Source organism: Streptomyces sp. NPDC057623 (genome assembly GCF_042800355.1).
In the GTDB taxonomy this organism is placed as follows: domain Bacteria; phylum Actinomycetota; class Actinomycetes; order Streptomycetales; family Streptomycetaceae; genus Streptomyces.
The window spans coordinates 36,842-62,008 of sequence record NZ_JBHVGZ010000017.1 but is presented as its reverse complement, the minus strand read 5'-3'; the positions used below and the strand labels follow the sequence as shown (position 1 = coordinate 62,008).

General features: G+C 70.3%; 23 protein-coding genes and 1 pseudogene. 15 read left to right on the top strand and 9 right to left on the bottom strand.

Annotated elements, in window-relative coordinates:
* Nucleotides 1–147: 147 nt before the first annotated feature.
* Genes ectA through thpD form a run of 4 tightly spaced genes read left to right on the top strand, consistent with a single transcriptional unit; the run spans nt 148 to nt 3,300 of the window.
* Nucleotides 148–654, top strand: a complete 507-nt coding sequence (gene ectA / locus ACFU95_RS19575) for a diaminobutyrate acetyltransferase (RefSeq protein WP_383828867.1) — start codon at nt 148–150, stop codon at nt 652–654.
* Nucleotides 655–685: 31 nt separating this feature from the next.
* Nucleotides 686–1,957 (top strand): diaminobutyrate--2-oxoglutarate transaminase, encoded by a 1,272-nt coding sequence (ectB, locus tag ACFU95_RS19570; protein ID WP_383828865.1) that lies wholly within the window; start codon nt 686–688, stop codon nt 1,955–1,957.
* A 28-nt stretch (nt 1,958–1,985) separates the two neighbouring features.
* Nucleotides 1,986–2,390 (top strand): ectoine synthase, encoded by a 405-nt coding sequence (locus ACFU95_RS19565; protein WP_383828863.1) that lies wholly within the window; start codon nt 1,986–1,988, stop codon nt 2,388–2,390.
* Between the two features lie 7 nt (nt 2,391–2,397).
* Complete coding sequence (gene thpD, locus ACFU95_RS19560) at nt 2,398–3,300, top strand: ectoine hydroxylase (protein ID WP_383828861.1); 903 nt, start codon at nt 2,398–2,400, stop codon at nt 3,298–3,300.
* Nucleotides 3,301–3,484: 184 nt separating this feature from the next.
* Here thpD and ACFU95_RS19555 read toward each other — a convergent pair whose 3' ends face one another.
* From ACFU95_RS19555 to ACFU95_RS19540, 4 genes are all read right to left on the bottom strand, one after another.
* Nucleotides 3,485–4,537 carry an aminotransferase class V-fold PLP-dependent enzyme gene (locus tag ACFU95_RS19555; protein ID WP_383828859.1) on the bottom strand — a complete coding sequence of 351 codons (1,053 nt, stop codon included), beginning with the start codon at nt 4,535–4,537 and terminating at the stop codon, nt 3,485–3,487.
* Between the two features lie 99 nt (nt 4,538–4,636).
* Nucleotides 4,637–5,353, bottom strand: a complete 717-nt coding sequence (locus ACFU95_RS19550; protein WP_383828857.1) for a DsbA family oxidoreductase — start codon at nt 5,351–5,353, stop codon at nt 4,637–4,639.
* A gap of 64 nt (nt 5,354–5,417) precedes the next feature.
* On the bottom strand, nt 5,418–5,930 hold the full coding sequence (locus ACFU95_RS19545; RefSeq protein ID WP_383828855.1) for a GNAT family N-acetyltransferase: 513 nt from the start codon (nt 5,928–5,930) through the stop codon (nt 5,418–5,420).
* A complete protein-coding gene (locus tag ACFU95_RS19540) occupies nt 5,927–6,922 on the bottom strand; it encodes a GlxA family transcriptional regulator (protein WP_383828853.1) in 996 nt (331 codons plus the stop codon). The genes ACFU95_RS19545 and ACFU95_RS19540 overlap by 4 nt, the downstream gene beginning before the upstream one ends.
* 71 nt (nt 6,923–6,993) lie before the next feature.
* Between ACFU95_RS19540 and ACFU95_RS19535 the strand changes: the two genes are divergently transcribed.
* Complete coding sequence (locus tag ACFU95_RS19535) at nt 6,994–8,382, top strand: MFS transporter (RefSeq protein ID WP_383828851.1); 1,389 nt, start codon at nt 6,994–6,996, stop codon at nt 8,380–8,382.
* On the opposite strand, the gene ACFU95_RS19530 is transcribed toward ACFU95_RS19535, so the two are convergent.
* Both ACFU95_RS19530 and ACFU95_RS19525 read right to left on the bottom strand, forming a co-directional pair.
* Nucleotides 8,342–8,950 carry a DUF1349 domain-containing protein gene (locus ACFU95_RS19530; RefSeq protein WP_383828849.1) on the bottom strand — a complete coding sequence of 203 codons (609 nt, stop codon included), beginning with the start codon at nt 8,948–8,950 and terminating at the stop codon, nt 8,342–8,344. The two genes, ACFU95_RS19535 and ACFU95_RS19530, sit on opposite strands and share 41 nt — an antisense overlap.
* A gap of 143 nt (nt 8,951–9,093) precedes the next feature.
* Nucleotides 9,094–10,623, bottom strand: a complete 1,530-nt coding sequence (locus ACFU95_RS19525; RefSeq protein ID WP_383828847.1) for an aldehyde dehydrogenase (NADP(+)) — start codon at nt 10,621–10,623, stop codon at nt 9,094–9,096.
* Nucleotides 10,624–10,754: 131 nt separating this feature from the next.
* Here ACFU95_RS19525 and ACFU95_RS19520 point away from each other — a divergent pair, with 131 nt between their 5' ends.
* The 6 genes from ACFU95_RS19520 (at nt 10,755) to ACFU95_RS19495 (ending at nt 16,546) form a co-directional block, all read left to right on the top strand.
* The gene (locus ACFU95_RS19520; RefSeq protein ID WP_383828845.1) at nt 10,755–11,528 is read left to right on the top strand and encodes an IclR family transcriptional regulator; all 774 of its coding nucleotides are present in this window, start codon (nt 10,755–10,757) and stop codon (nt 11,526–11,528) included.
* Between the two features lie 40 nt (nt 11,529–11,568).
* Entirely contained in the window at nt 11,569–12,039 is a 471-nt protein-coding gene (locus ACFU95_RS19515; protein ID WP_383828843.1) for a GNAT family N-acetyltransferase, read from the top strand.
* Between the two features lie 80 nt (nt 12,040–12,119).
* Nucleotides 12,120–13,121, top strand: a complete 1,002-nt coding sequence (locus ACFU95_RS19510; RefSeq protein WP_383828841.1) for a hypothetical protein — start codon at nt 12,120–12,122, stop codon at nt 13,119–13,121.
* Nucleotides 13,118–14,386 (top strand): sensor histidine kinase, encoded by a 1,269-nt coding sequence (locus ACFU95_RS19505; RefSeq protein ID WP_383828839.1) that lies wholly within the window; start codon nt 13,118–13,120, stop codon nt 14,384–14,386. The genes ACFU95_RS19510 and ACFU95_RS19505 overlap by 4 nt, the downstream gene beginning before the upstream one ends.
* Nucleotides 14,383–15,045, top strand: a complete 663-nt coding sequence (locus ACFU95_RS19500; protein ID WP_383828837.1) for a response regulator — start codon at nt 14,383–14,385, stop codon at nt 15,043–15,045. The genes ACFU95_RS19505 and ACFU95_RS19500 overlap by 4 nt, the downstream gene beginning before the upstream one ends.
* A 55-nt stretch (nt 15,046–15,100) precedes the next feature.
* Nucleotides 15,101–16,546, top strand: coding sequence for a peptidoglycan D,D-transpeptidase FtsI family protein (locus ACFU95_RS19495; RefSeq protein WP_383828835.1), 1,446 nt, complete (start codon nt 15,101–15,103; stop codon nt 16,544–16,546).
* Between the two features lie 12 nt (nt 16,547–16,558).
* Here the strand turns inward: ACFU95_RS19495 and ACFU95_RS19490 are convergent, their stop codons facing one another.
* Nucleotides 16,559–18,010, bottom strand: a complete 1,452-nt coding sequence (locus ACFU95_RS19490; protein WP_383828833.1) for an NCS2 family permease — start codon at nt 18,008–18,010, stop codon at nt 16,559–16,561.
* 259 nt (nt 18,011–18,269) lie between these two features.
* On the opposite strand from ACFU95_RS19490, the gene ACFU95_RS19485 reads away from it, so the two are divergent.
* The 3 genes and pseudogenes from ACFU95_RS19485 to ACFU95_RS19475 all read left to right on the top strand — a co-directional run bounded on the left by ACFU95_RS19485 (nt 18,270) and on the right by ACFU95_RS19475 (nt 20,614).
* Nucleotides 18,270–18,839, top strand: coding sequence for a SigE family RNA polymerase sigma factor (locus ACFU95_RS19485; RefSeq protein ID WP_383828831.1), 570 nt, complete (start codon nt 18,270–18,272; stop codon nt 18,837–18,839).
* Complete coding sequence (locus ACFU95_RS19480; protein ID WP_383828829.1) at nt 18,836–19,693, top strand: anti-sigma factor; 858 nt, start codon at nt 18,836–18,838, stop codon at nt 19,691–19,693. The genes ACFU95_RS19485 and ACFU95_RS19480 overlap by 4 nt, the downstream gene beginning before the upstream one ends.
* A gap of 86 nt (nt 19,694–19,779) precedes the next feature.
* Nucleotides 19,780–20,614 (top strand): annotated as a pseudogene (locus ACFU95_RS19475) (pectate lyase).
* A gap of 100 nt (nt 20,615–20,714) precedes the next feature.
* On the opposite strand, the gene ACFU95_RS19470 reads toward ACFU95_RS19475, so the two are convergent.
* Nucleotides 20,715–21,869: a right-handed parallel beta-helix repeat-containing protein gene (locus ACFU95_RS19470; protein ID WP_383828827.1), complete on the bottom strand. Its 1,155-nt coding sequence runs from the start codon at nt 21,867–21,869 to the stop codon at nt 20,715–20,717.
* A 242-nt stretch (nt 21,870–22,111) separates the two neighbouring features.
* Here ACFU95_RS19470 and ACFU95_RS19465 point away from each other — a divergent pair, with 242 nt between their 5' ends.
* Nucleotides 22,112–24,319: a family 43 glycosylhydrolase gene (locus tag ACFU95_RS19465; RefSeq protein WP_383828825.1), complete on the top strand. Its 2,208-nt coding sequence runs from the start codon at nt 22,112–22,114 to the stop codon at nt 24,317–24,319.
* Nucleotides 24,320–24,322: 3 nt separating this feature from the next.
* Here ACFU95_RS19465 and ACFU95_RS19460 read toward each other — a convergent pair whose 3' ends face one another.
* Nucleotides 24,323–25,120 (bottom strand): HAD family acid phosphatase, encoded by a 798-nt coding sequence (locus ACFU95_RS19460; protein WP_383828823.1) that lies wholly within the window; start codon nt 25,118–25,120, stop codon nt 24,323–24,325.
* Between the last annotated feature and the right edge of the window lie 47 nt (nt 25,121–25,167).

The following is a 25,167-nucleotide window of genomic DNA, read 5'->3' as shown; positions in this document are numbered from 1 at the left end:
GTTTCGTACCGGATTATAGGGTTGAAAGCGGGCGTTTTTCGCCCCCATAGCCGGATCTCTCACGCCCGCGTGATAACACACCCGGCGCCCATACGTAACCCCACACGGCCATGCAATTTCAATTTTCCCTCGGTAAATTCAATTCGCATGACTGCCGCACAAGCAGACCTGCAAATCGACCGTCCGGCGGTGGCCGACGGGGCCGCGCTGTGGCGTATTGCCAGAGACTCCAAGGCCCTCGACCTCAACTCGTCGTACAGCTATCTGCTGTGGTGCCGCGACTTCGCCGGCACGTCGGCCGTCGCCCGCGACGAGCGCGGGGAGCCGGTCGGCTTCGTCACCGGATACGTACGGCCGGAGCGCCCGCACGTCCTGCTCGTCTGGCAGGTGGCCGTGGACGACGCCCACCGCGGACGCGGCATCGCCGCCGCGCTGCTCGACGGGCTCGTCGCACGGGTCGCCGACGAGTACGGCGTCACGAACATCGAGACCACCATCACACCCGGCAACATCGCCTCCGAGCGCCTGTTCGACGCCTTCGCCGAGCGGCACAGTGCCGCCCTGGAGCGCGAGGTTCTGTTCCCCACCAGCCTGTTCCCCGACGGGCCGCACGACCCAGAGGTTCTGTACCGCATCGGTCCCCTCTCCCACTGACTTTCCCCCACGCAACGAGGAGCGATTCGTCGTGACCATCACCCAGCCCGACCTCAGCGTCTTCGAGACCCTGGAGTCCGAGGTGCGCAGCTACTGCCGCGGCTGGCCCACCGTCTTCGACCGCGCGCGCGGCAGCCGCATGTACGACGAGGACGGCCACGAGTACCTGGACTTCTTCGCCGGCGCCGGTTCGCTGAACTACGGGCACAACAACCCCGTCCTGAAACGGGCGTTGATCGACTACCTGGAGCGGGACGGCGTCACGCACGGGCTCGACATGTCCACCAGCGCCAAGCGGGCCTTCCTGCAGACCTTCCAGGACCTGGTGCTGCGGCCGCGCGACCTGCCGTACAAGGTCATGTTCCCGGGACCCACGGGTACCAATGCCGTGGAGGCAGCCCTCAAGCTCGCCCGGAAGGTGAAGGGGCGCGAGGCCATCGTCTCGTTCACCAACGCCTTCCACGGGATGTCGCTGGGCTCGCTCGCCGTCACCGGCAACGCCTTCAAGCGGGCCGGGGCGGGGATTCCGCTGGTGCACGGGACTCCGATGCCGTTCGACAACTACTTCGACGGCACGGTCGAGGACTTCCTGTGGTTCGAGCGGCTGCTCGAGGACCAGGGGTCCGGGCTCAACAAGCCCGCCGCCGTGATCGTCGAGACCGTGCAGGGCGAGGGCGGCATCAACGTCGCCCGCCGGGAGTGGCTGCAGGCACTGGCCGAGCTGTGCGAGCGGCAGGACATGCTGCTCATCGTCGACGACATCCAGATGGGGTGCGGACGGACCGGTGCCTTCTTCTCCTTCGAGGAGGCGGGCATCACCCCGGACATCGTCACCGTGTCGAAGTCGATCAGCGGCTACGGGCTGCCCATGTCCCTGTGCCTGTTCAAGCCCGAGCTGGACATCTGGGAGCCGGGCGAGCACAACGGCACCTTCCGCGGCAACAACCCGGCCTTCGTCACGGCCACCGCCGCCCTGGAGGCGTACTGGGCGGACGGGTCCGCGATGGAGAAGCAGACCCGCAAGCGCGGCGAGCGGATCGAGCAGGCGCTCATCTCCATCACGGAGGAGAACCTCGCCGACGTGAAGGAGTACCGCGGGCGCGGGCTCGTGTGGGGCCTGGAGTTCCACGACAAGGAGCGCGCCGGACGCGTCGCGCACCGAGCCTTCGAACTCGGGCTGCTCATCGAGACGTCGGGCCCCGAGAGCGAGGTCGTGAAGCTGCTTCCGGCGCTCACGATCACCCCGGAGGAACTGGACGAGGGACTCAGCGTCCTCGCCCGCTCCGTCCGGGAAACCATCTGAAACACCACCTAGGAGGCATCGCAGCACCGTGATCGTCCGTTCGTTCAAGGACATCGAGGGAACCGACCGCCATGTGAAATCGGCGTCCGGGACCTGGGAGAGCAAGCGCATCGTCCTCGCCAAGGAGAAGGTCGGCTTCTCCCTGCACGAGACGGTCCTGTACGCGGGTACGGAGACGTCGATGTGGTACGCGAACCACATCGAGGCCGTCGTCTGCGTCGAGGGCGAGGCCGAGCTGACCGACCACGAGACCGGGCGGACGCACGCGATCACGCCCGGGACCATGTACCTCCTGGACGGGCACGAGAGGCACACGCTGCGGATCAAGGAGGACTTCCGCTGCCTGTGCGTCTTCAACCCGCCTGTGACCGGCCGGGAGGACCACGACGAGAACGGGGTGTACCCGCTGCTCACCGAGCCCGAGGAGGTGTGAGAAACCCATGACCACCGCCATGACCGGAAACGTCACCGATCTCTACCCCAGCCGAGCCGCCACCGAGGTGTCGACCCCGCGACAGGACCCTGTCGTGTGGGGCTCCCCCGACACCCCCGGTCCGATCGCGACCGGCGACCTCCAGTCCTTCGAGCGCGACGGCTTCCTCGCCATCGACCGGCTCATCACCGAGGACGAGGTCGCGGTCTACGCGCAGGAGCTGGAGCGGCTGGTCACCGACCCGGCGATCCGTGCGGACGAGCGCTCGATCGTCGAGCCGAAGTCCCAGGAGATCCGGTCCGTCTTCGAAGTGCACAAGATCAGTGAGGTGTTCGCCTCTCTGGTGCGCGACGAGCGGGTCGTCGGACGGGCGCGGCAGATCCTCGGCTCGGACGTGTACGTGCACCAGTCGCGGATCAACGTCAAGCCGGGCTTCGGGGCCAGTGGCTTCTACTGGCACTCCGACTTCGAGACCTGGCACGCCGAGGACGGCCTGCCGAACATGCGGACGGTGTCCGTCTCGATCGCGCTGACCGAGAACTACGACACCAACGGCGGGCTCATGATCATGCCGGGCTCGCACCGTACGTTCCTGGGCTGCTCGGGTGCCACGCCCACGGACAACTACAAGAAGTCCCTCCAGATGCAGGACGCGGGCACGCCGTCCGACGAGGCGCTGACCAAGATGGCCTCCGAGTACGGCATCAAGCTCTTCACGGGCAAGGCCGGTTCGGCGACCTGGTTCGACTGCAACTGCATGCACGGCTCCGGCGACAACATCACGCCGTTCCCGCGCAGCAACGTGTTCATCGTGTTCAACAGCGTGGAGAACACGGCCGTCGAGCCCTTCGCGGCTCCGGTACGGCGGCCGGAGTTCATCGGGGCCAGGGACTTCACGCCGGTGAGGTGACCGGGGCACCCTCGAAGCCACGCCGACGACGCGGCCGCTCCAGTACATTGCGTACGGCGGCCGCGTCGCCGCTGCGCTCGGCTCTGGCGGGGGCGCCCAGGAGCTCGGCGGGTTCGGCTCCGTGGCGAGTACGGATACGTCGTGGCTTGTCGCGCCGTTCCCCGCGCCCCTTGGGCTCGGTGGTTCAGGAGGACAGGACGTCCAGCAGACGTTCGACGTCGGCCACCGTGTTGTAGAGGTGGAAGGCCGCGCGCAGGTTGCCCGCGCGGTTGGAGACCTCGATTCCGGCCGCGCTCAACTCGGGCTGGCGGTGGCCGAGTCCAGGCACGGAGACGATCGCCGAGCCGGGCGCGGGGACCGGTTCGTGGCCGAGGGTCGCGAGTCCCGCGCGGAAGCGGTCCGCGAGGCCGAGGTCATGGGCCTGGATGGCGGACACGCCGAGTTCCTCGATCAGCTCCAGGGACGTGCGCAGCCCGGCGTAGGAGAAGAGGCTGGGGCTGATGTCGAAGCGCCGTGCGGAGTGGGCGAGGTCCTGGACGGGGCCGTAGCAGCTGTCCCAGGGGAGTTCCCCGGCGACCCAGCCCGCGAGGAGCGGATCCAGCCCGCCGAAGTCCTCCGGGACGACGCAGAACGCGACGCCGTGCGGGCCGAGCAGCCACTTGAAGCCGACGGCGGCGACGAAGTCGTACGCCTCGGCACCCAGCGGCAGCCATCCGGCCGACTGGGAGGCGTCGACGTAGGTGCGCGCCCCGTGCGCCTGTGCCGCCGCGCGCACGGCGGGCAGGTCGGCGATCCGCCCGTCGGCGGACTGCGCGGCGCTGACCGCGACGAGGGCGGTGTCCGGGCGGACGGACTCGGCGACACGGTCCAGCGGGACGGCGCGCACCTTGAGGTCGCCGCGCATGTGGAAGGGGTTCACGAGGGAGGCGAAGTCGGCCTCCGCGGTGAGGACTTCGGCTCCGGCGGGGAGCGAGGCGGCGATGAGCCCGCCGTACTCGGCGACCGAGGCACCGGTCGCGACCCGCTCGACGGGGACGCCGGCCAGCCGGGCGAAGGAGGCCCGCACGGTCTCCACGTCCTCGTACAGGGGGCCGAGCGGTGTGCCCTCGGCCCGCATCCGCACGGCCCGGTGCAGGGCGGTCACGGTGCGGGCCGGCAGCAGGCCGTTGCTCGCGGTGTTGAGATAGACGTTCTTCGGGGCGAACTCGGCACGGACCAGGCTCTCGAAGGTCTCCATGGCTCCACTCTGAGCCCTCGGCACCTCTCGGTCCATTGCGATTCTTTACGTGGTTTCGCTAAGCAACGCTTATGGATCCGCCCCGACCTGCGGGTTCGCTCAGCGCTGCGGCACCGCGCACCCGTCGGGACCGCACGCCTGCGCGTCGCCCTGGTCGATGAGCGTCAGGGGCGACCGGTCGCCCCACGCCTGCGTCAGCGCCTGCTCGAAGACCTCGGCGGGCTGGGCGCCGGAGACGCCGAACTTGCGGTCCAGGACGAAGAAGGGCACACCGTTGGCACCGAGCTGGGCCGCCTCGCGCTCGTCGGCCCGGACGTCGTCGGCGTAGGCGTCCGGGTCGGCGAGGACCCCCCGGACGACGTCGGCGTCGAGCCCGGCGGCGACGGCCAGCTCCACCAGCCGCTCGTCTCCCTCGGCGAAGACGGACCGCTCCTCGGCGAAGTTCGCCCGGTAGAAGGCCTGGATCAGCGCGTCCTGCCTGCCGTGCTCCTTGGCGAGGTGCAGCAGCCGGTGCATGTCGAAGGTGTTGCCGTGGTCCCGGTCCCGGGTGCGGTACTCAAGTCCCTCGGCGGCGGCCTGCACACCCAGGTTGTCCTCGGCGGCCTGGGCCTGCGCCTCGCTGATGCCGTACTTCTTGGCGATCATGGGGATGACCGGACCGGTCTCGGCCTTGTCACGCCCCGGGTCCAGCTCGAACGAGCGGTGCACCACCTCGACCTGGTCGCGGTGCGGGAAGGCGTCGAGCGCCTTCTCGAAGCGGGCCTTGCCCACGTAGCACCAGGGGCAGGCGATGTCGCTCCAGATCTCGACGCGCATGTCTGTGGCTCTCCAGGTCGTACGGGAAACGGAGACTCCCTCCGCCAGATGCATGAACGTTCAATCAGCGGGTTTCATTCCCGGTGACGCAGAAGCGCAGATCCAGATGGTGGTCACCCTCGGCAGGCGGGTTCTCCGGGTCCGGGACCCAGCCCTGACCGGCGTAGAAGGCCTGCGCGCGACGGTTGTCGACGTGCACGTCGAGCACGGCCGTCCGCTTGCCGTCGGCCTTCCACTCCTCGACGCACGCGGCGTGCAGGGCCGTGCCGACACCGGAGCGCCAGTGGTCGGGGTCGACGTGGAACTGGAACAGCTTGACCGTCTCCGCGGGGGCGCCCTCCGGGGTGCGGAAGGAGGCCAGGCCGATCATGCGGCCGCCCTCGACGACGCACAGCACATGCCCGTCCGCGCGGGCGATGGCGCTGCGCCAGACGGCGAGCCAGTCGGTGCCGTCCTGCGGAATACCAGCGGGGTAGTAGGTCGCCCGGGCGCGCGCGTGCAGCGCGACGGCTGCCTCGGCCTCGGCCGGCAGGACGGTGCGGATCACCCGGCTCGTGGTCACTCGGTCATGGATCACGCAACGGAGGACGTGGCCCCGGCGGCACCGGTTCCGAGCCTGCTGAACTGAGCCCGGTACGCACTGGGCGTCAACCCGGTACGCCGGACCAGATGCCCGCGCAGCGAGTCGGCCGTGCCCAGGCCGCTGGCGTGGGCCACCTGGTCCATGGGCAGGCCGGTGGTCTCCAGCAGTTCCTTGGCGCGCTCGACGCGCTGGTGGAGCAGCCACTGCAACGGGCTCACCCCGCTCTCCGCGTGGAAGCGGCGGGTGAGGGTACGCACGCTGACGCCGGCGTGGCGGGCGAGGTCGGTGAGGGTGAGCGGCTTGTCGAGGTTGCGCATGGCCCAGCCCCGGGTGTCGGCGCAGGCGGTGCCGCGCTCGGGCGGCAGCGGGGTCTGGGTGAACTGGGTCTGCCCGCCGGGCCGTACGGGTGCGACGAGCGCACGCCGGGCGACCTCGTTGGCGACGGCGGCGCCGTAGTCGCCGCGGATGATGTGCAGGCACAGGTCGATACCGGCGGCGTAGCCGGAGGAGGTGACGTAGGGCCCGTCCTGGACGTACAGCACGTCCCCGCAGAGCTGGACGTGCGGGTAGCGGCGGCGCAGCTCGTCGGCGTGCGCCCAGTACGTCGTGGCCCTGCGCCCGTGCAGCAGGCCCGCCTCGGCGAGCTGGAAGGCGCCGGTGCACAGGGAGGCGATCCGCTTGCCCGCGGCGGCGGCCTCGCGGACGGCGGTCACGATCCTCGACTCCGGTTCGAAGGGTTCCCCGGTCCCGGCGACGAGCACCGTGTCCGCCGCGCGCACGGCGTCGAGTCCGTGACGTACGTACAGGTCGAGCCCGCCGCTGGTGGGCACCGGTCCCGGCTCGGCCGCGCAGATGACCACCTCGTAGCCCGGCCGCCCCGCCACCTCGACCTTCCCGAACAGCATCTCCGGGATGGCGAGGTTGAACATCGAGACGGGCGACGGCGCGACGACCACGATGCGGTGCGGGGCGTGGGCAGGGGACATGGCCAGAACCTCCGGGTGCATGGCATTTCGGCCACTACTGTACGACGGCCCGAAACCCCAGCATGGAGGGCATGTCAACGAACCGGACCCTCAAGGGCGACGAACTCGCTCTGCCGAAGGGCGGGTTGGAACCCAAGAGGTCCTCCGCCGCGCTCACCCTCACCGCCGGCCTCCTCGGCTTCGCGCTGGTCTGCCTCGACGCGTCCATCGTGAACGTGGCCCTGCCCGCGATCGGTTCCTCCCTCGGGGGCGGAATGTCGGGCCTGCAATGGGTGGTGGACGCCTACACCCTGGCCTTCGCCGCGCTGATGCTGTCCACCGGCGCGTTCTCGGACCGGGTGGGGGCGAGCCGGGCGTACGCGATCGGCGCCACCGTGTTCACGCTCGCCTCGGCGGCCTGCGGTCTGGCACCGAACCTGCCGGCCCTGATCGGCGCGCGGGTGGTGCAGGGCGTGGCGGCGGCCGTCGTGCTGCCGGCCTCGCTGGCCCTGGTGCGGCAGGCCTACGCGGATCCGGCGCGCAGGGCGCGCGCGGTGGCCATGTGGGCGGCGGGCGGTTCGGCGGCGGTGGCGCTGGGTCCGGTGGCGGGCGGGGTGCTGACCACGGCCTGGGACTGGCGCGGGATCTTCTTCGTCAACCTTCCCATCGGTGCGCTGATCCTCGTGCTGCTGGTCCGCGCCCCGCGCTCGCAACGCCGCCCGGCGCCGCTGGACCTGCCCGGACAGGTGACCGCGGTGGTCACGCTCACGGCGCTGACGTTCGCGGTGATCGAGGGCGGAACGGCGGGCTGGGCGGCGCTGGCGGTGGCCGTGGTGTCGGCGGCCGCGTTCCTGAGGATCGAGGCACGCCGACCGCACCCGGTCGTTCCCCTCGGCCTCTTCCGCGACCGGACCGTCGCGGTGACGGTGGCGGCGGGAGCGGCCGTGAGCGTGGCCTTCTACAGCATGGTGTTCGTCTTCTCGCTCTTCTTCCAGCAGGTGCAGGGCCGTTCCGCGCTCCAGGCCGGGCTGATGTTCCTGCCGATGACCGGCCTGATCGCGGTGACGAACGTGATCGCGGGCAAACTGGCGGGGCGCTACGGCGCCCGGCTGCCCATGGTGGTGGGGCAGGGCCTGGCCGTCGTGGGCCTGCTCGTGATGCTGTACGTCGACGCGGGCACGCCCCCGGTTCTGGTGGCGCTGCTCCTGGTGCCCATGGCCCTGGGCTGCGCGCTGACGGTGCCGCCGCTGACCGCGGCGATGATGGACGCCGTACCCGCCGAACGGGCGGGCCTGGCGGCCGGTGTGCTGAACGCGGCACGGCAGATGGCCGGGGCGCTGGGCATCGCCGTCTTCGGGACGCTGGTCGCCGACGGCTTCGTGACGGGGATGCGTCTGAGCCTGGTGGTCAGCGCGGCGCTGCTCGCGGTGACCGGCCTGCTCAGCTTCCGTCTCGCAGGTCCTTCGGCCAGTCGGGCCTGAACTCGAGGTGGTCGTAGGTCACCACGCAGCCCTCCCCCATCGGCGACTGCGTCATGAAGCCGACGAGGGCCGCGTCCGTCTCCTTCTCCTCCCCCAGCGTGAAGAGCCGGACGAAGGTCCAGCGCTCGCCGTCACGGGAGGCGTGGAAGGCGAAGGCCCGCCCGGTCCGGCTCACCCGCAGCCAGACCGAACTGCCCTCCACGGTGAAGGAGTTGGCGTCGTCGGAGTGTCCCCGGGTGACCACCGTGCAGACGGTGGGCACGTCCGGCGAGTACTCCAGGCAGAGCTTGGCCCAGGCCCGCTCCCCGACATGGACGTAGAGCACCCCGGCGTCGAAGGCGGCGGCGAACCCGACGGTGACCCGCGTGATCAGCTGGAAGTCGCCCTCGGGCGCACCGAGAAGCCGCGGCGCGTCGGAGGCCGGGTCGAGGCCCTCGCCAGTGGGCGGCACGAAACGGTCCTGGCGGGGGCCCGCCCATCCGGAGAGGATGCCGTCCTCGTAGACCCAGTGCCCGTCGGGGCCGTAGGTGCGGAGCGGGAAGGGCAGTTCGGGGAGTTCGACGTCCATCGCCTCAGTGTCTCAGGTGCAGTGCGCCGGCCCAGGGGCGCGGGCCGTATCGATATGCGGCTCCGCCGCGTGGGCGCGGCCAGCCATACACGATTGGCACCCCGCGACGCACCCGCACCCCTGTGGCGAATCCCGCGAACCGGTTACCGCTCCAACTGTCCGTTGAACCGCCGAGGCAGCCCCAGCGGATTCCCGTCCCGCAACTCCGGCGGCAGCAGCGCCTCAGGTGCCCCCTGGTACGCGACCGGCCGCATCCACCGTTCGATCGCCGTACCGCCCACCGACGTGGACGTCGAGGTCGTAGCCGGGTACGGACCGCCGTGATGCTGGGCCGCCGCCACGGCAACCCCCGTCGGCCACCCGTTCACCAGCACACGCCCGGCGAGCGGCGTCAGCTCGGCGAGGATCTCCGCGCCGCGGCCCTCGCCCGCCGTCTCCTCGGCGGAGAGGTGGACCGTGGCGGTGAGGTTGCCGGGCAGCCGGGACAGCACGGCCTGGGCCTGCGCGTCGTCGTCGTAGCGGACCACGACGGTCACCGGCCCGAAGCACTCCTCCAGGAGCAGGTCGTACGCCCCCTCGCTCGCGAGCTTCTCGGCGGCGACCGTGAGGAAGCCCGCGCTCACGGTGTGCTCGCCTCCGGCGCCCGGCGTCACCGGGGTCTCCACGTCGGGGAGCCCGGCACGCTCGGCGACCCCGGCGACGAAGTTGTCCCGCATGCGGTGGTCGAGCAGGACACCGGCGTCGGTGTCGCTGACGGCGTCCGTCAGCGACTTGACCAGGCCGTCGCCCGCGGCGCCGGACGGCACCAGCACCAGGCCCGGCTTCACACAGAACTGCCCGACGCCCAGCGTCATCGAGCCGGCCAGCCCGGCGCCGATGGCCTCGGCGCGCTCGGCGGCGGCGGCCTCGGTGATCACGACGGGGTTCAGGGAGCCCAGCTCGCCGTGGAACGGGATCGGCACCGGCCGCGCGGCCGCCGCGTCGAAGAGGGCGCGGCCGCCCCGGATCGAGCCGGTGAAGCCGGCGGCGGTGACCAGCGGGTGCCTGATCAGCTCGACGCCCGCCTCGAAGCCGTGGACGAGGCCGATGACACCCTCGGGGATGCCGTGCTCGGCGGCGGCCCGCCGCAGGACGGACGCGACCAGCTCGGACAGGGCCGGGTGGTCGGGGTGGGCCTTGACGACGACCGGGCAGCCCGCGCCGAGCGCGCTCGCGGTGTCGCCGCCGGCGACGGAGAAGGCGAAGGGGAAGTTGGACGCCGAGTAGACGGCGACGACACCGAGGGACACCTTGTAGCGGCGCAGATCCGGGATCGGCGGCGTCGCGGTGTCGTCGGGGTGGTTGATCACGACGTCGAGGAAGGCGCCCTCGTCGACGATGTCCGCGAAGGACCGCAGCTGGTAACAGGTGCGGGCGAGTTCGCCGGTGAGGCGGACCGGGCCGAGCGCGGTCTCGGCGTCGGCGGCCTCGACGAGGTGGTCCTTGGCCGCCTGGAGCCGGTCGGCGGCGGTGCGCAGGAAGGCCGCGCGGACCGTGCGGTCGGCGAGGGCGCCGCGCGCTTCGTGCGCGGCGCGGACGGTGGCGTCCACCTCCTGGGCTGTGGCCTCCACCGCAACCTGTTCACGCTGCTTCCCGGTTCGGGGGTCGACACTCCAGACTGGTGCTGCTGCCACCGCGGGTCCCTCCACATGTATTGCCGCAGTACGGGGTCATCCACCAGGGTCGTTCGATATACTGAACGCTGTCTCTGATGATGAATATGCTGTCGGAGACTATTTCCGGTCGGACGAAGGGGTCAAGGGCGATGTCGGCTGGCGAGACGGGCGGCGGGGCGCAGGTCAAGTCCGCGGTACGGACGGTTGAACTGCTGGAATACTTCGCCGGACGCCCCGGCATGCACTCGCTCGCGTCGGTCCAGGAGGCCGTCGGATACCCCAAGTCCAGTCTCTACATGCTGCTGCGCACGCTCGTCGAGCTGGGCTGGGTGGAGACGGACGCGACGGGCACGCGGTACGGCATCGGCGTGCGGGCGCTGCTGGTCGGCACGTCGTACATCGACGGCGACGAGGTGGTCGCGGCGGCCCGCCCGACGCTGGACCGCCTGTCGGACGACACGACGGAGACGATCCACCTGGCCCGGCTGGACGGCACGAACGTCGTCTACCTGGCCACCCGCCAGTCCCAGCACTACCTGCGTCCCTTCACCCGGGTCGGCCGCCGCCTCCCGGCGCACTCGACCTCCCTCGGCAAGGCGCTGCTGAGCACCTACTCGGACGAACAGGTCCGCAAGCTGCTCCCGGAGACGCTCCCCGCGCTCACGGAGAACACCCTCACCGACCGCGAGCGGCTCATCGAGGAACTGCACCAGATCCGGGAACAGGGCTTCGCCGTGGACCGCGAGGAGAACACGCTGGGGCTGCGCTGCTTCGGCGTCGCGATCCCGTACCGCACCCCGGCCCGGGACGCGATCAGCTGCTCGGTGCCGGTGGCCCGGCTGACGCCCGCGCACGAGCAGCTGGTGAAGGACGCGCTGTTCGACGCGCGGGACAGGCTGACGCTGGCCACTCGACGGCTCTGACTCCCCCGTACGCTCCGCTTCCCTCGTAGGCTCTGACTCCATGGATGTGGAACTCCGCGAGGTGCACGACAGCGACCTGCCGGTCTTCTACCGGCAGTTGAACGACCCGGAGGCCCTGCGCATGGCGGCCTTCACCCCCAAGGACCCCACGGACCGGGACGCCTTCGACGCGCACTGGCAACGGATCCGGACCTCGCCGGACGTCCTGCGCACGATCCTGGCCGACGGTGACGTGGTGGGCAGCACGGCCGTCTACGGGGAGCCTGGCGAGCGGGAGGTGACCTACTGGGTCGACCGCGCGTACTGGGGGCGCGGTGTCGCCACGGCCGCCCTGCGCGGGCTGCTCGCCGAGGTCCCCGAGCGCCCGCTGTACGCGCGCGCGGCGGCGGACAACGAGGGCTCGCTGCGGGTGTTGCGCAAGTGCGGGTTCCGGGTGACCGCGCAGGCCAGGGGCTTCGCCAACGCGCGGGGCGAGGAGATCGACGAGGTCGTCCTCCACCTGGAGGGCTAAGGGCCTCTCCCCCGTCCGGCGGAGACGGATCATCGCCGTGCAGGAGGTGCCGGCCGGCGCCCTCGCGGGAGCGTGGCCGTATGACGCAGACACTCGCTCCCGCCCTTCAGACCGACCACGCCGCGGGGCCGGGCAGGTCCCGTCGCGCTCTGCGGGCCGTCGCCGTCGTCTCCTGCGTGCCGTACCTCTCGCTCAAGATCGCCTGGATCGCGGGGAGCCGGATCGGCATCCCGGACGGCAGCTCGCTGCTGGAGCACCGGGCGAGCATGGCCGTCGCCAACAGCGTCACCGTGCTCATGGACGCGGCCGTCATCGTGCTCGCGCTGGTGCTGACCCGGCCGTGGGGGCTGCGGGTGCCCGCGTGGCTGCTCGTCCTCCCCGCCTGGGTGGCCACAGGGCTGCTCGCGCCGATCATGGCCGGGTTCCCGCTCCAGGTCGTCGTCGACGCGCTCGGCGGGCCCGCGAACACCACCGCCGCCGACGGTGAACCGTTCCTCGACGCCTGGGTCTTCGGGGTCGTCTACACCGGGTTCATCGTGCAGGGACTCACCCTCGGCGCCCTGCTCGTGCTGTACGCCCGCGACCGCTGGGGCCGGCTGTGGCAGGGGCGGGTCTGGGAGCTTCCGGTCGGCTTCATCGGAGCGGCCCAGCGTGCCGTCGCCGTCGCGGCGGCCGGGTGCGCGCTGCCGCCGCTGACCGCCCACCTGCTGTGGGCGTGCGGCGGCGGCGCCGGGCTGGACGCGACCCACCTCGCCGACCGGACCAGTGGCTTCTACGTCATGGAGGCCCTGTCCGTCGTGTTCCTCGCCCTGGCGGTCACCGGCGCACTCCTCCTCGCCTTCCGGCGCGGCCGGGCCCTGCCCGTCGGGCTGCCCCTCGCTCTCGCCTGGGTCGGCTCGGCGGCCACGGTCTGCTGGGCGTGCTGGCTGTCGCTGGCCCCGCTCACGGACATGGCCGACGGCCCGACACCGGTGCTGAGCCTCACCTACGCTGGCCAGATGATCGTCGGCATCCTCGTCGCCTGCCTCGGCGTCCACTTCCTCGCGGAGCGCTCCGCGAGCCGGAAACGTCGTACGGCGTGAGCGAGTTCAGCCGGTTCCTGTTCGGACGGCGGGCGCGTCGGCGCTGGATCCATCTGATCCTCGGCGGCGCGCTCGCCATGCCGTACGTCTTCGTCGGCCAGCTCGTCGTCGGTCCCGCCACCGACTCGCGGTACGTCTTCAACGACCTGCCCCTGCAACTGCTCTCCTTCGTCGTCGGGCTGCCCCTCGCCGCCCTCACGGCCGCCCTGTTCCCGCTGACCCGGTCCCTGGAGGCGGGGGCCGTGCGGTCGCTGTGCGGGGTCGACGCGGGTCTGCTCGCCCACGGCCCGGCCCGGACGCGGGCCGCGAAGGGGCGGGCGGCGGCCTGGTTCACGCTGCATCTCGGGTTCGGCGGGATCATCTCGGGGATGTCGCTGGCGGTGCCGCCGTTCGCCGGCTTCCTCACCGCGCTGCCGCTGATCGTCTGGCTGGCCGGCGCCGAGGCGATCGAGCTGCCCGCGTCCCTGAACCAGCCCTGGGTGCCGGCGCTGGCGCCGGTCGCGGGCGTGGCGACCCTGCTCGCGCTCGCGGCCTGTGCGGCCGTCTCCGGGGCGCTGCTGGCCCGCTGGGCGCCCGCGTTGCTCGGCCCGACGCCCGAGGACCGGCTCGCGGTGGCCGAGGCGCGCGCCGCCGACCTGGCCGTACGCAACCGGCTCGCGCGCGAGCTGCACGACTCCGTCGGCCACGCGCTCAGCGCGGTCACCCTCCAGGCGAGCGCCGCCCGTCGGGTCCTCGACACCGACCCGGAGTTCGTCCGTGAGGCCCTGGCCGCGATCGAGGACACGACCCGCCGTACGGTCGGCGAACTCGACGCCGTCCTGGGCGTGTTGAGGGACGGCGACGCTCCCGGTACGGCGCCCGCGCCCACCCTCGCCGCCGACCTCGGCTGCCTGCTGCGCCGCACCCGCGCGGCCGGCCTGCGGGTGACCTCCGTCATCGACGCCGACCCCGCAGCCCTGCCGCCCGTCCTCTCCCGCGAGGGCTACCGCATCGTGCAGGAGGGGCTGAGCAACGCCCTCAAGCACGCCGGTGAGCCAACGAGCGTGACCCTGCGGATCGAGGTCGCCGACACGCACCTGGAGATCACCGTCGAGAACCCCTTGGCCGACGCCCCGGCCGACGCCCCGCCCTGCCGGCCCGGCGGCGGCCACGGCCTGCGCGGCATCGCCGACCGGGCGCGGCTGCTGGGCGGGACGACGCGGGCCGGTGCCGCCGGAGGGACGTGGCGGCTGACCGTACGACTGCCCATGAAGGGACCCGCATGACGACCCGCCCGCCGATCCGCGTCGTCCTCGCCGACGACGAGCGCATGGTGCGCAGCGCCCTGCGGGCCATCCTCTCCGTCGAGCCGGACCTGGAGGTGGTCGGCGAGGCGGCCACCGGGGCCGAGGCCGTGTCCGTCGTGCGGGAGCTGCGGCCCGACGTGGTCCTGATGGACGTCCGCATGCCGGAGATCGACGGCATCCGGGCCACCGAGCAGATCCTCGCCACGCTCGACGAGCCGCCCCGCATCGTCGTCGTCACCACCTTCGAGAACGACTCCTACGTGTACGACGCCCTGCGTGCCGGGGCCGCCGGGTTCCTGCTGAAGCGGGCGGACGCCGACGCGCTCGTACAGGCCGTACGGCTGGTCTCGCACACCGACACCCTGCTGTTCCCGTCGGCCGTGCGCACCCTCGCGGCCGAGCACGCGCGCGCGTACCCCGCGCCGCCGGCCTGGGTGGCGAGGCTCACATGCCGTGAGAGCGAGGTGCTGCGGCTGATGGCGCGGGGGCTGACCAACGCGGAGATCGCGCGGCGGATGGAGGTCGGCCCGGCCACCGTGAAGTCGCATGTGGCGGCGGTCCTCGCGAAGACCGGGACCCGGGACCGCACCCAGGCCGTGATCGCCGCGTACGAGGCGGGCTTCATGAACGCGCGATGAGAAAACGGGGCGCAAGGGAACGATTACCCCGATCCCGATCGTCCTTCGGAGTGGGATGAACAAGACGATCAGGCGGGTGTCCGTCTTCACGCTGCTGATGGTTCTCGCTCTGCTGGTCAGGGCGACCTGGGTGCAGTTCTACGAAGGCCAGGCACTCGCGGACGACAAGCAGAACCGGCGGAACTCGATCGCGCTGTACAGCGAGCCGCTCGGCAACATCGTCGTGGGCGGCAAGGCCGTTACCGGCTCGGCGCGGACGAAGAGCGGCGACCTCGCCTACAAGCGGACGTACACGGACGGCGCGTTGTACGCGGCGGTCACCGGCTACAGCTCGCAGGCGTTCGGGGCGACGCAGTTGGAGGGCGTCTACCAGGACCTGCTCGACGGCACGGACATCCGCCTGAAGAGCGTGCTGGACACCGTCACCAACAAGCGGGCCGACCCGGGCAACGTGATCACGACGATCGACCCGGACGTGCAGAAGGCGGCGTACGACGCGCTCGGCGACAACAAGGGCGCCGGCGTCGCGATCGACCCCACCACCGGGAAGATCCTGGCGGTCGCCTCCACCCCGTCGTACGACCCGTCGCGGATCACCACGGGCGACGGGGACGCCTGGAAGCAGTTGACCAAGGACTCCGACAAGCCGATGACGAACCGCGCGCTGCGCCAGCCGCTGCCGCCGGGGTCGACGTTCAAGCTGGTCGTGGCCGCGGCCGCGCTGGAGGACGGCCTGTACTCGTCGGTGGACGAGCGGACGGACAGCCCGAACCCGTACCCGCTGCCGCAGTCGAGCGACAAGCTGGAGAACGAGAACCCGTCCGCCCCCTGCGAGAACGCCTCGATCCGGGTGGCGCTCCAGTACTCGTGCAACAACGTCTTCGGGAGCATGGCCGTCGCCCTGGGTCAGGACAAGGTCCGGGAGATGGCCGAGAAGTTCGGCTTCAACGACAAGGAGCAGGACGTGCCGGTGCGGGCGTACACCAGCGTGTACCCCTCCGACTTGGACGAGGCGTCGACCGCCCTGACCGGCATCGGCCAGTTCGACGTCACCGCCACCCCGCTCCAGATGGCCATGGTGTCGGCCGCCATAGCCAATGGCGGCAAGCTGGTCTCGCCGCACATGGTGTCCCAGATCACCGACGGCGGCGGCGACGTCCTGGAGAACTACGACGACGCCGCCGACACCGAGGAGATCGTCAGCTCCGACACCGCCGAGCAGCTCCAGTCGGCGATGCAGACGGTCGTCGAGAAGGGCACCGGCACGAACGCCCGGATCGCGGGCGCGACGGTCGGCGGCAAGACGGGCACGGCCCAGCACGGCGAGAACAACAGCAAGACGCCGTACGCCTGGTTCACGTCCTACGGAAAGGCCGACGGCAAGGAGGTCGCCGTGGCGGTGATCGTGGAGCAGTCGAACGCGGAGCGTTCGGAGGTCAGCGGTAACGGGCTGGCCGCCCCCGTGGCCAGGAAGATGATGGAGGCGGCACTCAAGGACTGACGGGCCAGGGGCCTACTTGACGCCCAGGACCTGCTCGATCGGGTTGATGGCGAAGTACACCAGGAACAGCACCGAGGTTCCCCACAGCAGCCAGTGGATCTCCTTCGCCTTCCCCAGCACCGTCTTGATCACCACGTAGGCGACGAAGCCCGCCCCGATGCCATTGGTGATCGAGTACGTGAACGGCATGACCGCGATCGTCAGGAACGCCGGGATGGCGATCTCGTACCTGTCCCAGTCGATGTGCTTGACCTGGGTCATCATCAGGAAGCCGACGGCGACGAGGGCGGGCGCCGCCGCCTGCAGCGGGACGATCGTGAGCAGCGGGGTCAGGAACAGGGCGAGCCCGAACAGACCACCGGTGATCAGGTTGGCGAAGCCCGTGCGCGCGCCCTCGCCCACGCCGGCCGCCGACTCGATGTAGGAGGTCGCGGAGGACGACGAGGCCGCACCGCCGGCGGCCGCGGCGACGCCGTCGACCAGCAGCACCCGGCCGATGTTGGGCACCTTGCCCTGCTCGTCGAGGAGACCGGCTTCGGCGCTTATGCCGACGACCGTGCCCATGGTGTCGAAGAAGTCGGACAGGACCAGCGTGAAGATCAGCAGGACGACGGTGATGGCGGTGGTCTCGCCGAACGCGCCGAACAGGCTGAAGTCGCCGATGAGTCCGAAGTCGGGGGTGTCGACCACCTTGTCGGGCCAGGCGGGTGTGGTCAGGCCCCAGGTCTTGATGTCGGCCACGGAGTTGATGATCATCGCGAGCGCCGTCATGGTCACGATGCTGATCAGGATGGCGCCCTTCACCTTGCGGGCGAGCAGGGCGATCGTCAGCAGAACCCCGAGGCAGAAGACGAGGATCGGCCACCCGGTGAGCGTGCCGGTGCCGCCCAGCTGAACCGGCACGGTGGTGTTCGCGGCGTCCGGGACGCGGGTGATGAACCCGGCGTCGACAAAGCCGATGAAGGCGATGAACAGGCCGATACCGACGCTGATCGCCTGCTTGAGCGGTTGCGGGATGGCGTGCATGACGGCCTCGCGCAGACCGGTGAGCACGAGCACGCAGATCAGCAGGCCCTCGAGGACGACCAGGCCCATCGCGTCGTCCCAGGACATCAACGGCGCGATCTGGAAGGCGACCACGGCGTTCAGGCCGAGCCCGGCGGCGAGCGCGAGCGGGAGGTTGCCGCCGACGCCCATGATGATCGTCATGACCGCGGCCACCAGGGCGGTGGCGGTGGTGAGTTGGACGGCGTCGAGCTGGTGACCGAACTTGTCCTTCGCGCTGCCCAGGATGATGGGATTCAGGACAAGGATGTAGGCCATCGTGAAGAACGTGGCGAAGCCGCCGCGTACCTCACGGGCGAAGGTGGAGCCCCGGCCGGAGATCTTGAAGTACCGGTCGACGCTGTTCACGCCTGGTGGCGGGGTGCTCGACCGGTCGGCCACCTTCTGGGTCTCGGACATGACTTGTTGCTCCTTGCTGCCTGACGGGCCGGTGTGCGGATGCTGGCTGGATTGTTCCCGCGTTGAACGCGGTTCAGGTTTTCTCCGTGTTACGGAATCAGTGCTGTTCACGTGCGGCGTACCACACCACGTTCGAAGTCCCGAACGAACAGGGGATTCGATCACTGCTACGCTTCCGGACCTCGCCGGATGATCTCGAAATGATCGCCGGAAACACACACGTCATTCACATGCCACCCTCAGGCAGGAGGAGTCGCCCGTGGGCACAGTCGTCGACGACGCCGCCTCCGTGGAGTTCCACGCCTTCTTCGAGCGCCACTATGCCGAACTCTCCCGCCTGGCCCATCTGCTGACGGGCGAGGCCGATGCCGCCGACGATCTGGCGGCGGACGCGCTGCTCGCGCTGTGGCACCGCTGGGACCGGGTCCGCGCGGCCGACCATCCGGTGGCGTACGCGCGCGGGGTCGTGGCCAACCTGGCCTGCACCAGGATCCGCAGCGCGGTCCGGGAGCGGCGGCGGGTCGCCCTGTTCTGGTCGCAGCGCGAGGAGAAGACCGAGAACCCGGATGTGGCGGGGGTCGTCGACGTCCAGGAGGCGTTGCGTAGACTTCCGTTCCGCAAACGTGCCTGTGTGGTGCTGCGGCATGCGTTCGACCTCTCCGAGAAGGACACCGCGCTCGCCCTGGGCATATCGGTCGGTACGGTGAAGAGCCAGACCTCGAAGGGGATGGCCGAGCTGCAACGGCTGCTCGGGACGCGGGGCGCCCCGCTCAAGGTGCATGCGGCGGCGATGGCCCGCACCGGGGGCGCCGGAGGAAGGAACCGATGATGCGGCGGGACGTGCACGACGAACTGCGCGCCCGGCTGCACGAGGCGGCCGAGGCGCACGAGCCCCACCGCGAAGGGATCCTGGCCCGCATCGAGCGCGGCATGGCCGATCCGTCCGGGCACAACCGCCCCGACCACCGCGCGACCCGTCCGCCCGTGTACGGCTGGGCCCGGGTGGTGACCGCCACGGCCGCGGTCGCCGGTGTGCTCGCGGTCGGCGGATACGCGGTGGCGTCCGCCGTGAAGGAGGACACCCCGCAGCAGACGGTGGCCACTTCGCCGACGCCCACCCCGTCCCCGCACGCCACGAGCCGTCCCCCGGTCCCGCCGGCGGACCCCACCCCTGAGGACACACCGGAGTCCCGCGAGACGACCGGGGCGCCGACACGGCAGCCGACCGCCCCCGCCGCGCCGCCCGCCGCCCGGGGCGAGAAGGACGGCCCGCTGTGGTCGGACGGATCGGTCGACCCGCACAGCAACGACTTCTGGGCGCAGAGCAACCTGACCCTGAAGACGGGTGAGCCGCTCACCGCGCTCACCGTCCGGCTGAAGATCGCGCAGACCGGCGGGGTCACCTCGACCGGCGCCTGGCGCTCGCTGCCCGAGGACGACTTCACCCTCACCGTCGAGGAGAAGGACGGCTTCCTCGTCTACACCTGGGTGCTCAAGGACGGCCGTACGGTTCGCGAGGGCGAGTGGGTCTTCGCGGGGCAGTACGACCATGAGCGCGGCGGGCGGGACGCGCAGGGCGACAGCTATGCGATGACGGGCACGGCGGGCGGCGAACAGCTCTCCGTGGCGGGCGACTTCACGCCGCACGACGACAACGACTCGGCAGCCGACGGGGATTCGTAGGGGGAATCCGCAGGACCGGCAACCCTTTCCTCACGCGTGGCGACCAGAAAACGCAAGGATCCCCCCTCCACGCAAGGAACCGGTCCATGACAGCACAGACCGAACAGCGCGTCCGGCACCGCCGCAAGGTCACCGGACGGCGGGGCGCTGATCGCCGGAATCTCCGCCCTCGGCATCACCGGCGCGGCCCTCGTCACCACCACGTCGTTAGTGTCGTCGGCCAGTGCGGCAGCTTCCTGGCCGACGCCCACGGACAGCAAGCCGGTGTCGAAGACGATCCCGGTGTCGGGCACGTACGACGGCAGGCTCACGAAGTTCTACGGCTCCGGCGACCTGGGCGGCAGCGGCCAGGAGGAAGGCCAGGACCCGATCTTCGAACTGGCCGACGGCGCGGTCCTCAAGAACGTCATCATCGGCACCCCGGCTGCCGACGGCGTCCACTGCAAGGGCTCCTGCACACTCCAGAACGTGTGGTGGCTGGACGTCGGTGAGGACGCCGCGACCTTCAAGGGCAAGTCGTCGTCCGCCGTGTACACGGTGTACGGCGGCGGTGCGAGGAACGCCGCCGACAAGGTGCTCCAGTTCAACGGCGCCGGGAAACTGGTCGTCTCCAAGTTCCAGGTGCAGAACTTCGGCAAGCTGGTGCGCAGTTGCGGCAACTGCTCCACGCAGTACAGGCGCTCGATCATCATCAACGACGTGGACGTCACCGCGCCCGGCAACTCGATCGTCGGCGTCAACTCCAACTACGGCGACACGGCCGCGCTGCGCAAGATCCGTGTCCACGGCGACAGCGGAAAGAAGATCAGGACCTGCACCCGCTTCGAGGGCAACAGCAGCGGCAAGGAGCCGAAGGAGCTCGGCACCGGCCCTGATGGAACCGCTTGCAGGTTCTCGTCATCTGACATCACGTACCAGTGAGCGGAGCCCCAGAGACCTGCTGATCTGAGCCCCCCTCGGTCAGCAGAACAGAACGCCCCGCCGGTGACGACCGGCGGGGCGTTCGCTCGTGTCCCGGGGGTCAGTTCATCGTCGAGCCGATGGTGGTGGAGCCCGTCGTCAGGAAGGTCGTCGCGGGCAGCGAGCCGTCCGCCTCGCGCGCCCCGTACGCCGCGGTGGCGTCCTTCGACCGCAGGGCCGGAGTCGGGACACCGGCGTCCCAGTTGTTCGCCGCGTTCACCGTGGACGACCCCACCTCGGACAGCCCGTTCTTGTTGCCCACAGCGAGGTTTTGGGCCAGTCGCGCCTTGCCGGTCGCGAAGTAGAAGCCGGTCTCGGCGTTGGCGTACGCGGTGTTGCGGTTCAGGGCGATGGCCCCGGTGTTGGAGTTCTCGGTGAAGCCGTGCAGCGTGTTGTCCCAGGCCGCGGCGTTGTTGACGACATGGGCCACCGAGGCGCCCCCGCCGCCGAGCTTGAACCCGTTCCCGTTGCCCTCGAAGGCCGCGTCGCCCCAGCGGTTCCTGCCGTTGCCGAAGGCCCAGGTGTGCTCGATGGTGACCGGCGAGGAGAACTGCCACAGGTCGAGACCGTCATCGGAGTTGTCGAACAGGCGCGCTCCGGTGATCCGGTTCCCCGTCCCGGAGCCGAACTTGACGGCGATCCCGTCGGCGTTCTGCCCGTGCCCGGCCGGGTCGTAGTTGCCGTGACTGTCCAGGTTCCGCACGAGGTTGTCCGTCGTACCGTCGCCGCGCAGCGTGAACCCGGAGTCCTTGTTGTTCGCGGTGACGAGGTTCTCGAAGACACCGCCGACGGAGGACGTGGCGACGAACCCCTGAGCCGGGGAGTTCTGGAAGGTGAGGTTCTGGACGGTCCAGTAGTCGCCGTAGATGCCGGCCAGCCAGGACCCGTCGGGGAGCCTGGACCCGTCGATCCTCACCTTCTCGCCGCCGCACGCCCGCAGGGTGATCCGCGCCGAACCAGTGCCGTTCGCCGTGGACTTGAGGGTCGCCGCCGGGGTGTACGTGCCGCCGCGGACCTGGATCGTCGTACCGGCGGCCGCGTTCCCGACGGCCGACTCCAGCTGGGCCGTGCTGGACACGGTGACCGTCGTCGAGGCCGCCTGGGCGCCGCCTTCGGAGAGGCCGAGGTAGACGCCGCCCGCTCCGGAGGCCACGGCGATCGCCGCGGCGATGGAGAGCGTACGGGTCCTGCGATGACGGCCGGTGCTCAGGCGCACGGCTGGTTCCTTTCCTGGGCCGATGAGGACGAAGCGGGCCGGAGGGGCCGCTCCGGCCCGCTTCTGAGATCCGGTCGCCGCCATGCCCGGGAAGGTTGCCGCGCCCCACCGAAAGCCAGCGAAAGTTTCGTCGGCCCTCATCTCGCACTCACCGATTGACGTGCTGTTTCCCACTGGTGAGACTCCTCAGGCGCACACGACCCAACAGGAACCCCCACACCCCCACACTCCACAGGAGCGGCATGCGCCCACGAATCCTCCTAGTCGCCTGTCTCTCGCTGCTTCTCGCCTTCCTCACCGCCCCGCCCGGTACCGCCGGTACCGCGAACTCCGGAGCACCACCCGTGAAGAACCCCAAGTACGCCGGCTACCTCTTCGCCTACTTCACCGGCGAGGGCACCGCGGACGGCGAGCAGATCCGCTACGCCCTCAGCCGCGGCAACGACGCGCTGCACTGGCGCGAGCTCAACGCCGGGAAGCCGGTCCTCACCTCCACGACCGGCGAGAAGGGGCTGCGCGACCCGTTCGTGATCCGCTCCCCCGAGGGCGACAGGTTCTACATGATCGCCACCGACCTGCGGATGTACCAGAACAGCAGCGGCAGCTGGGACCAGGTCCAGCGGCACGGCAGCAAGTCCATCATGGTCTGGGAGTCCACCGACCTGGTCCACTGGACAGACCAGCGCCTGGTGAAGGTCTCCCCCGACAGCGCGGGCAACACCTGGGCCCCGGAGGCCTACTGGGACGACAGCCTCGGTGAGTTCGTCGTCTTCTGGGCGTCGAAGCTGTACGCCGACGACGACCCCGACCACACCGGATCGACGTACAACAAGATGCTGTACGCGACCACGAAGGACTTCCGCACCTTCAGCGCGCCGAAGGTCTGGGACGACCCGGGCTACTCCGTCATCGACTCCACCGTCGTCAAGCACGACGGCACGTACTACCGGTACACCAAGGACGAGCGCGACCCGTCCTCCAGCTCGCCCTGCTCGAAGTTCATCACCGCCGAGAAGTCGACGACGCTGACCTCGACCAAGTACGACTTCGTGGCCGACTGCGTCGGCAGCGGCGCGATGGAGCGCGGTGAGGGTCCCACGGTGTTCAAGTCGAACACCGAGGAGAAGTGGTACCTGTTCGTCGACGAGTACGGCGGCCGCGGCTACGTCCCCTTCGAGACCACCGACCTCGACTCCGGCAAGTGGACCCCCTCGCAGAACTACCAGCTGCCCGCGAGCCCCCGGCACGGCACGGTGATCCCGGTGACGCAGGCGGAGTACGACCGGCTGCTGGCCGCGTATCCCGCGAACCCCGCGTCGGTCGTGGACGCGACGGCGAAGGACCAGCAGGGGTACGCGATCGTCACGGACAGCGCCGCGAAGGTCGTGCTCCCGATGCGGCCGGGCGCCGACCTCTCCCGCCTCGCCCCGAAGCTGTGGGTCGGCGAGGGCGCCACGGTCAGCCCCCGCTCCGGCACCCGGCGCGACTTCCGCAAGCCGCAGAAGTACACGGTGACCGCCGCGGACGGCACCAGGCGCACCTGGACGGTCGAGGCGGTGCGCACCAGCAGCCCCACGCTGCCCGGCCTCAACGCCGACCCGGACGTGCACTACCTGAACGGCGAGTACTGGATCTACCCGACGACCGACGGCTTCCAGGGCTGGAGCGGGACCCGGTTCAAGGCGTACTCCTCCAAGGACCTGGTCCACTGGAAGGACCACGGCGTCATCCTGGATCTCGGTCCGGACGTCTCCTGGGCCGACAAGTACGCCTGGGCCCCGGCGATCGCCGAGCGCGACGGCAAGTACTACTTCTACTTCTGCGCCGAGCAGCAGATCGGCGTGGCGGTGGCCGACTCCCCGGCGGGCCCGTTCAAGGACGCGCTGGGCAAACCGCTGGTCGCCAAGGGCGGTTCGCTGAAGGGCCAGATGATCGACCCGGCCGTCTTCACGGACGACGACGGGACGTCGTATCTGTACTGGGGCAACGGGCACGGGTACGTGGTCCCGCTGAACGACGACATGGTGTCCTACGACGCCTCGAAGGTACGGGACATCACCCCGGACAACTTCCGCGAGGGCTCCTTCGTGATCAAGCGCAAGGGCACCTACTACTTCATGTGGTCCGAGGACGACACCCGCAGCGAGAACTACCACGTCGCCTACGCCACGGGACCGTCCCCGCTCGGCCCGTGGACCAAGCGGGGCACGATCCTGCAGAAGCGCCCGGAGTACGGGATCCTCGGCACGGGTCACCACTCGGTGGTCAACGCCCCCGGCACCGACGACTGGTACGCCGTCTACCACCGGTTCGCCCTGAACGGCCCCGGGAAGCCGGGCGGTGACGGCATGCACCGCGAGACGACCATCGACCGCATGAGGTTCGCGGCCGACGGCACGATCGAGCCGGTGGTGCCGACGCTGGAGGGGATCAGGCCGGTACGGCGGTGACGCTCAGCCTACGAAGTACGTCGGGTTGGGCAGCTTGTACGTCCGGTCCGCGAAGCCACCGTCGAGGTCGCTGTACTGGTCGCCGAAGTTGGCGATGACCTCGTACCCGAGGTCGTCCTCGATGTGCTGCCGGGTACCGGACTTGTACTGCACGGTCGTGCAGTTCCAGGTGCCCGGCGTGGCGCATTCGGCGAGGTAGGCCGGCGGGTTCGCCTTGTCCTTGAGGAACATGTGACCGGCGTCGAGGTTCACCTCGGCGCCGATCTTCTTCAGGTTCTCGACGGCGGCGGAACGCTGTGCCTCGCTCAGGCCCGAGTTGTAGAAGACCTCGACACCCTTGGACTCGGCGTACCGCACCAGTTCGGGGCTGCCGAAGACGGCCGGGCGGTCGGCCTTGTTCACGTACTCGGCCCAGGTGGTGCCGTCGTACGTGTAGTTGGTCCTCTTCTCGTAGTCGAGGCTGAGCAGCAGCGTGTCGTCGATGTCGAAGACGACGGCCGGCTTCTCGCCCTTGTGCAGCGCCTTGCGGGCCGCCTTGTCGATGTACTTCCGGGCCGCCCTGTCGATACTCGCCAGGTCCTTGGCGTAGGGGCTGTCCTTGGACGCCTGGTACACACCGTTCGCGTCGAGCGTGGTGCCGTAGTAGGTGTCGATGTCCTTGGTCAGCAGCCCGATGTTGTAGGGCTCGTGGGTGCTGTTCGCGGTCGACTGGCCGGCCGTGGCCGCGCCGGTGCCGTACAGGGCGGCACCGGCGACGGCGCAGGCGGCGGTGACGGCCGCGATACGCAGTGGTTTATGCATGCACAGATTTCTACGCGCGTCACACATCAAAGCGCGAGACCCGTTGC

Coding starts and splice junctions, on each gene's coding strand:
- ACFU95_RS19510 (WP_383828841.1), top strand. CDS start 12,120: ATGACGCAGACACTCGCTCCCGCCCTTCAGACCGACCACGCCGCGGGG.
- ACFU95_RS19520 (WP_383828845.1), top strand. CDS start 10,755: ATGTCGGCTGGCGAGACGGGCGGCGGGGCGCAGGTCAAGTCCGCGGTA.
- ACFU95_RS19530 (WP_383828849.1), bottom strand. CDS start 8,950: ATGGACGTCGAACTCCCCGAACTGCCCTTCCCGCTCCGCACCTACGGC.
- ACFU95_RS19550 (WP_383828857.1), bottom strand. CDS start 5,353: ATGCGCGTCGAGATCTGGAGCGACATCGCCTGCCCCTGGTGCTACGTG.
- ACFU95_RS19460 (WP_383828823.1), bottom strand. CDS start 25,120: ATGCATAAACCACTGCGTATCGCGGCCGTCACCGCCGCCTGCGCCGTC.
- ACFU95_RS19540 (WP_383828853.1), bottom strand. CDS start 6,922: ATGTCCCCTGCCCACGCCCCGCACCGCATCGTGGTCGTCGCGCCGTCG.
- ACFU95_RS19515 (WP_383828843.1), top strand. CDS start 11,569: ATGGATGTGGAACTCCGCGAGGTGCACGACAGCGACCTGCCGGTCTTC.
- ACFU95_RS19465 (WP_383828825.1), top strand. CDS start 22,112: ATGCGCCCACGAATCCTCCTAGTCGCCTGTCTCTCGCTGCTTCTCGCC.
- ACFU95_RS19490 (WP_383828833.1), bottom strand. CDS start 18,010: ATGTCCGAGACCCAGAAGGTGGCCGACCGGTCGAGCACCCCGCCACCA.
- thpD (WP_383828861.1), top strand. CDS start 2,398: ATGACCACCGCCATGACCGGAAACGTCACCGATCTCTACCCCAGCCGA.
- ACFU95_RS19500 (WP_383828837.1), top strand. CDS start 14,383: ATGACGACCCGCCCGCCGATCCGCGTCGTCCTCGCCGACGACGAGCGC.
- ACFU95_RS19480 (WP_383828829.1), top strand. CDS start 18,836: ATGATGCGGCGGGACGTGCACGACGAACTGCGCGCCCGGCTGCACGAG.
- ectA (WP_383828867.1), top strand. CDS start 148: ATGACTGCCGCACAAGCAGACCTGCAAATCGACCGTCCGGCGGTGGCC.
- ACFU95_RS19495 (WP_383828835.1), top strand. CDS start 15,101: ATGAACAAGACGATCAGGCGGGTGTCCGTCTTCACGCTGCTGATGGTT.
- ACFU95_RS19555 (WP_383828859.1), bottom strand. CDS start 4,537: ATGGAGACCTTCGAGAGCCTGGTCCGTGCCGAGTTCGCCCCGAAGAAC.
- ACFU95_RS19535 (WP_383828851.1), top strand. CDS start 6,994: ATGTCAACGAACCGGACCCTCAAGGGCGACGAACTCGCTCTGCCGAAG.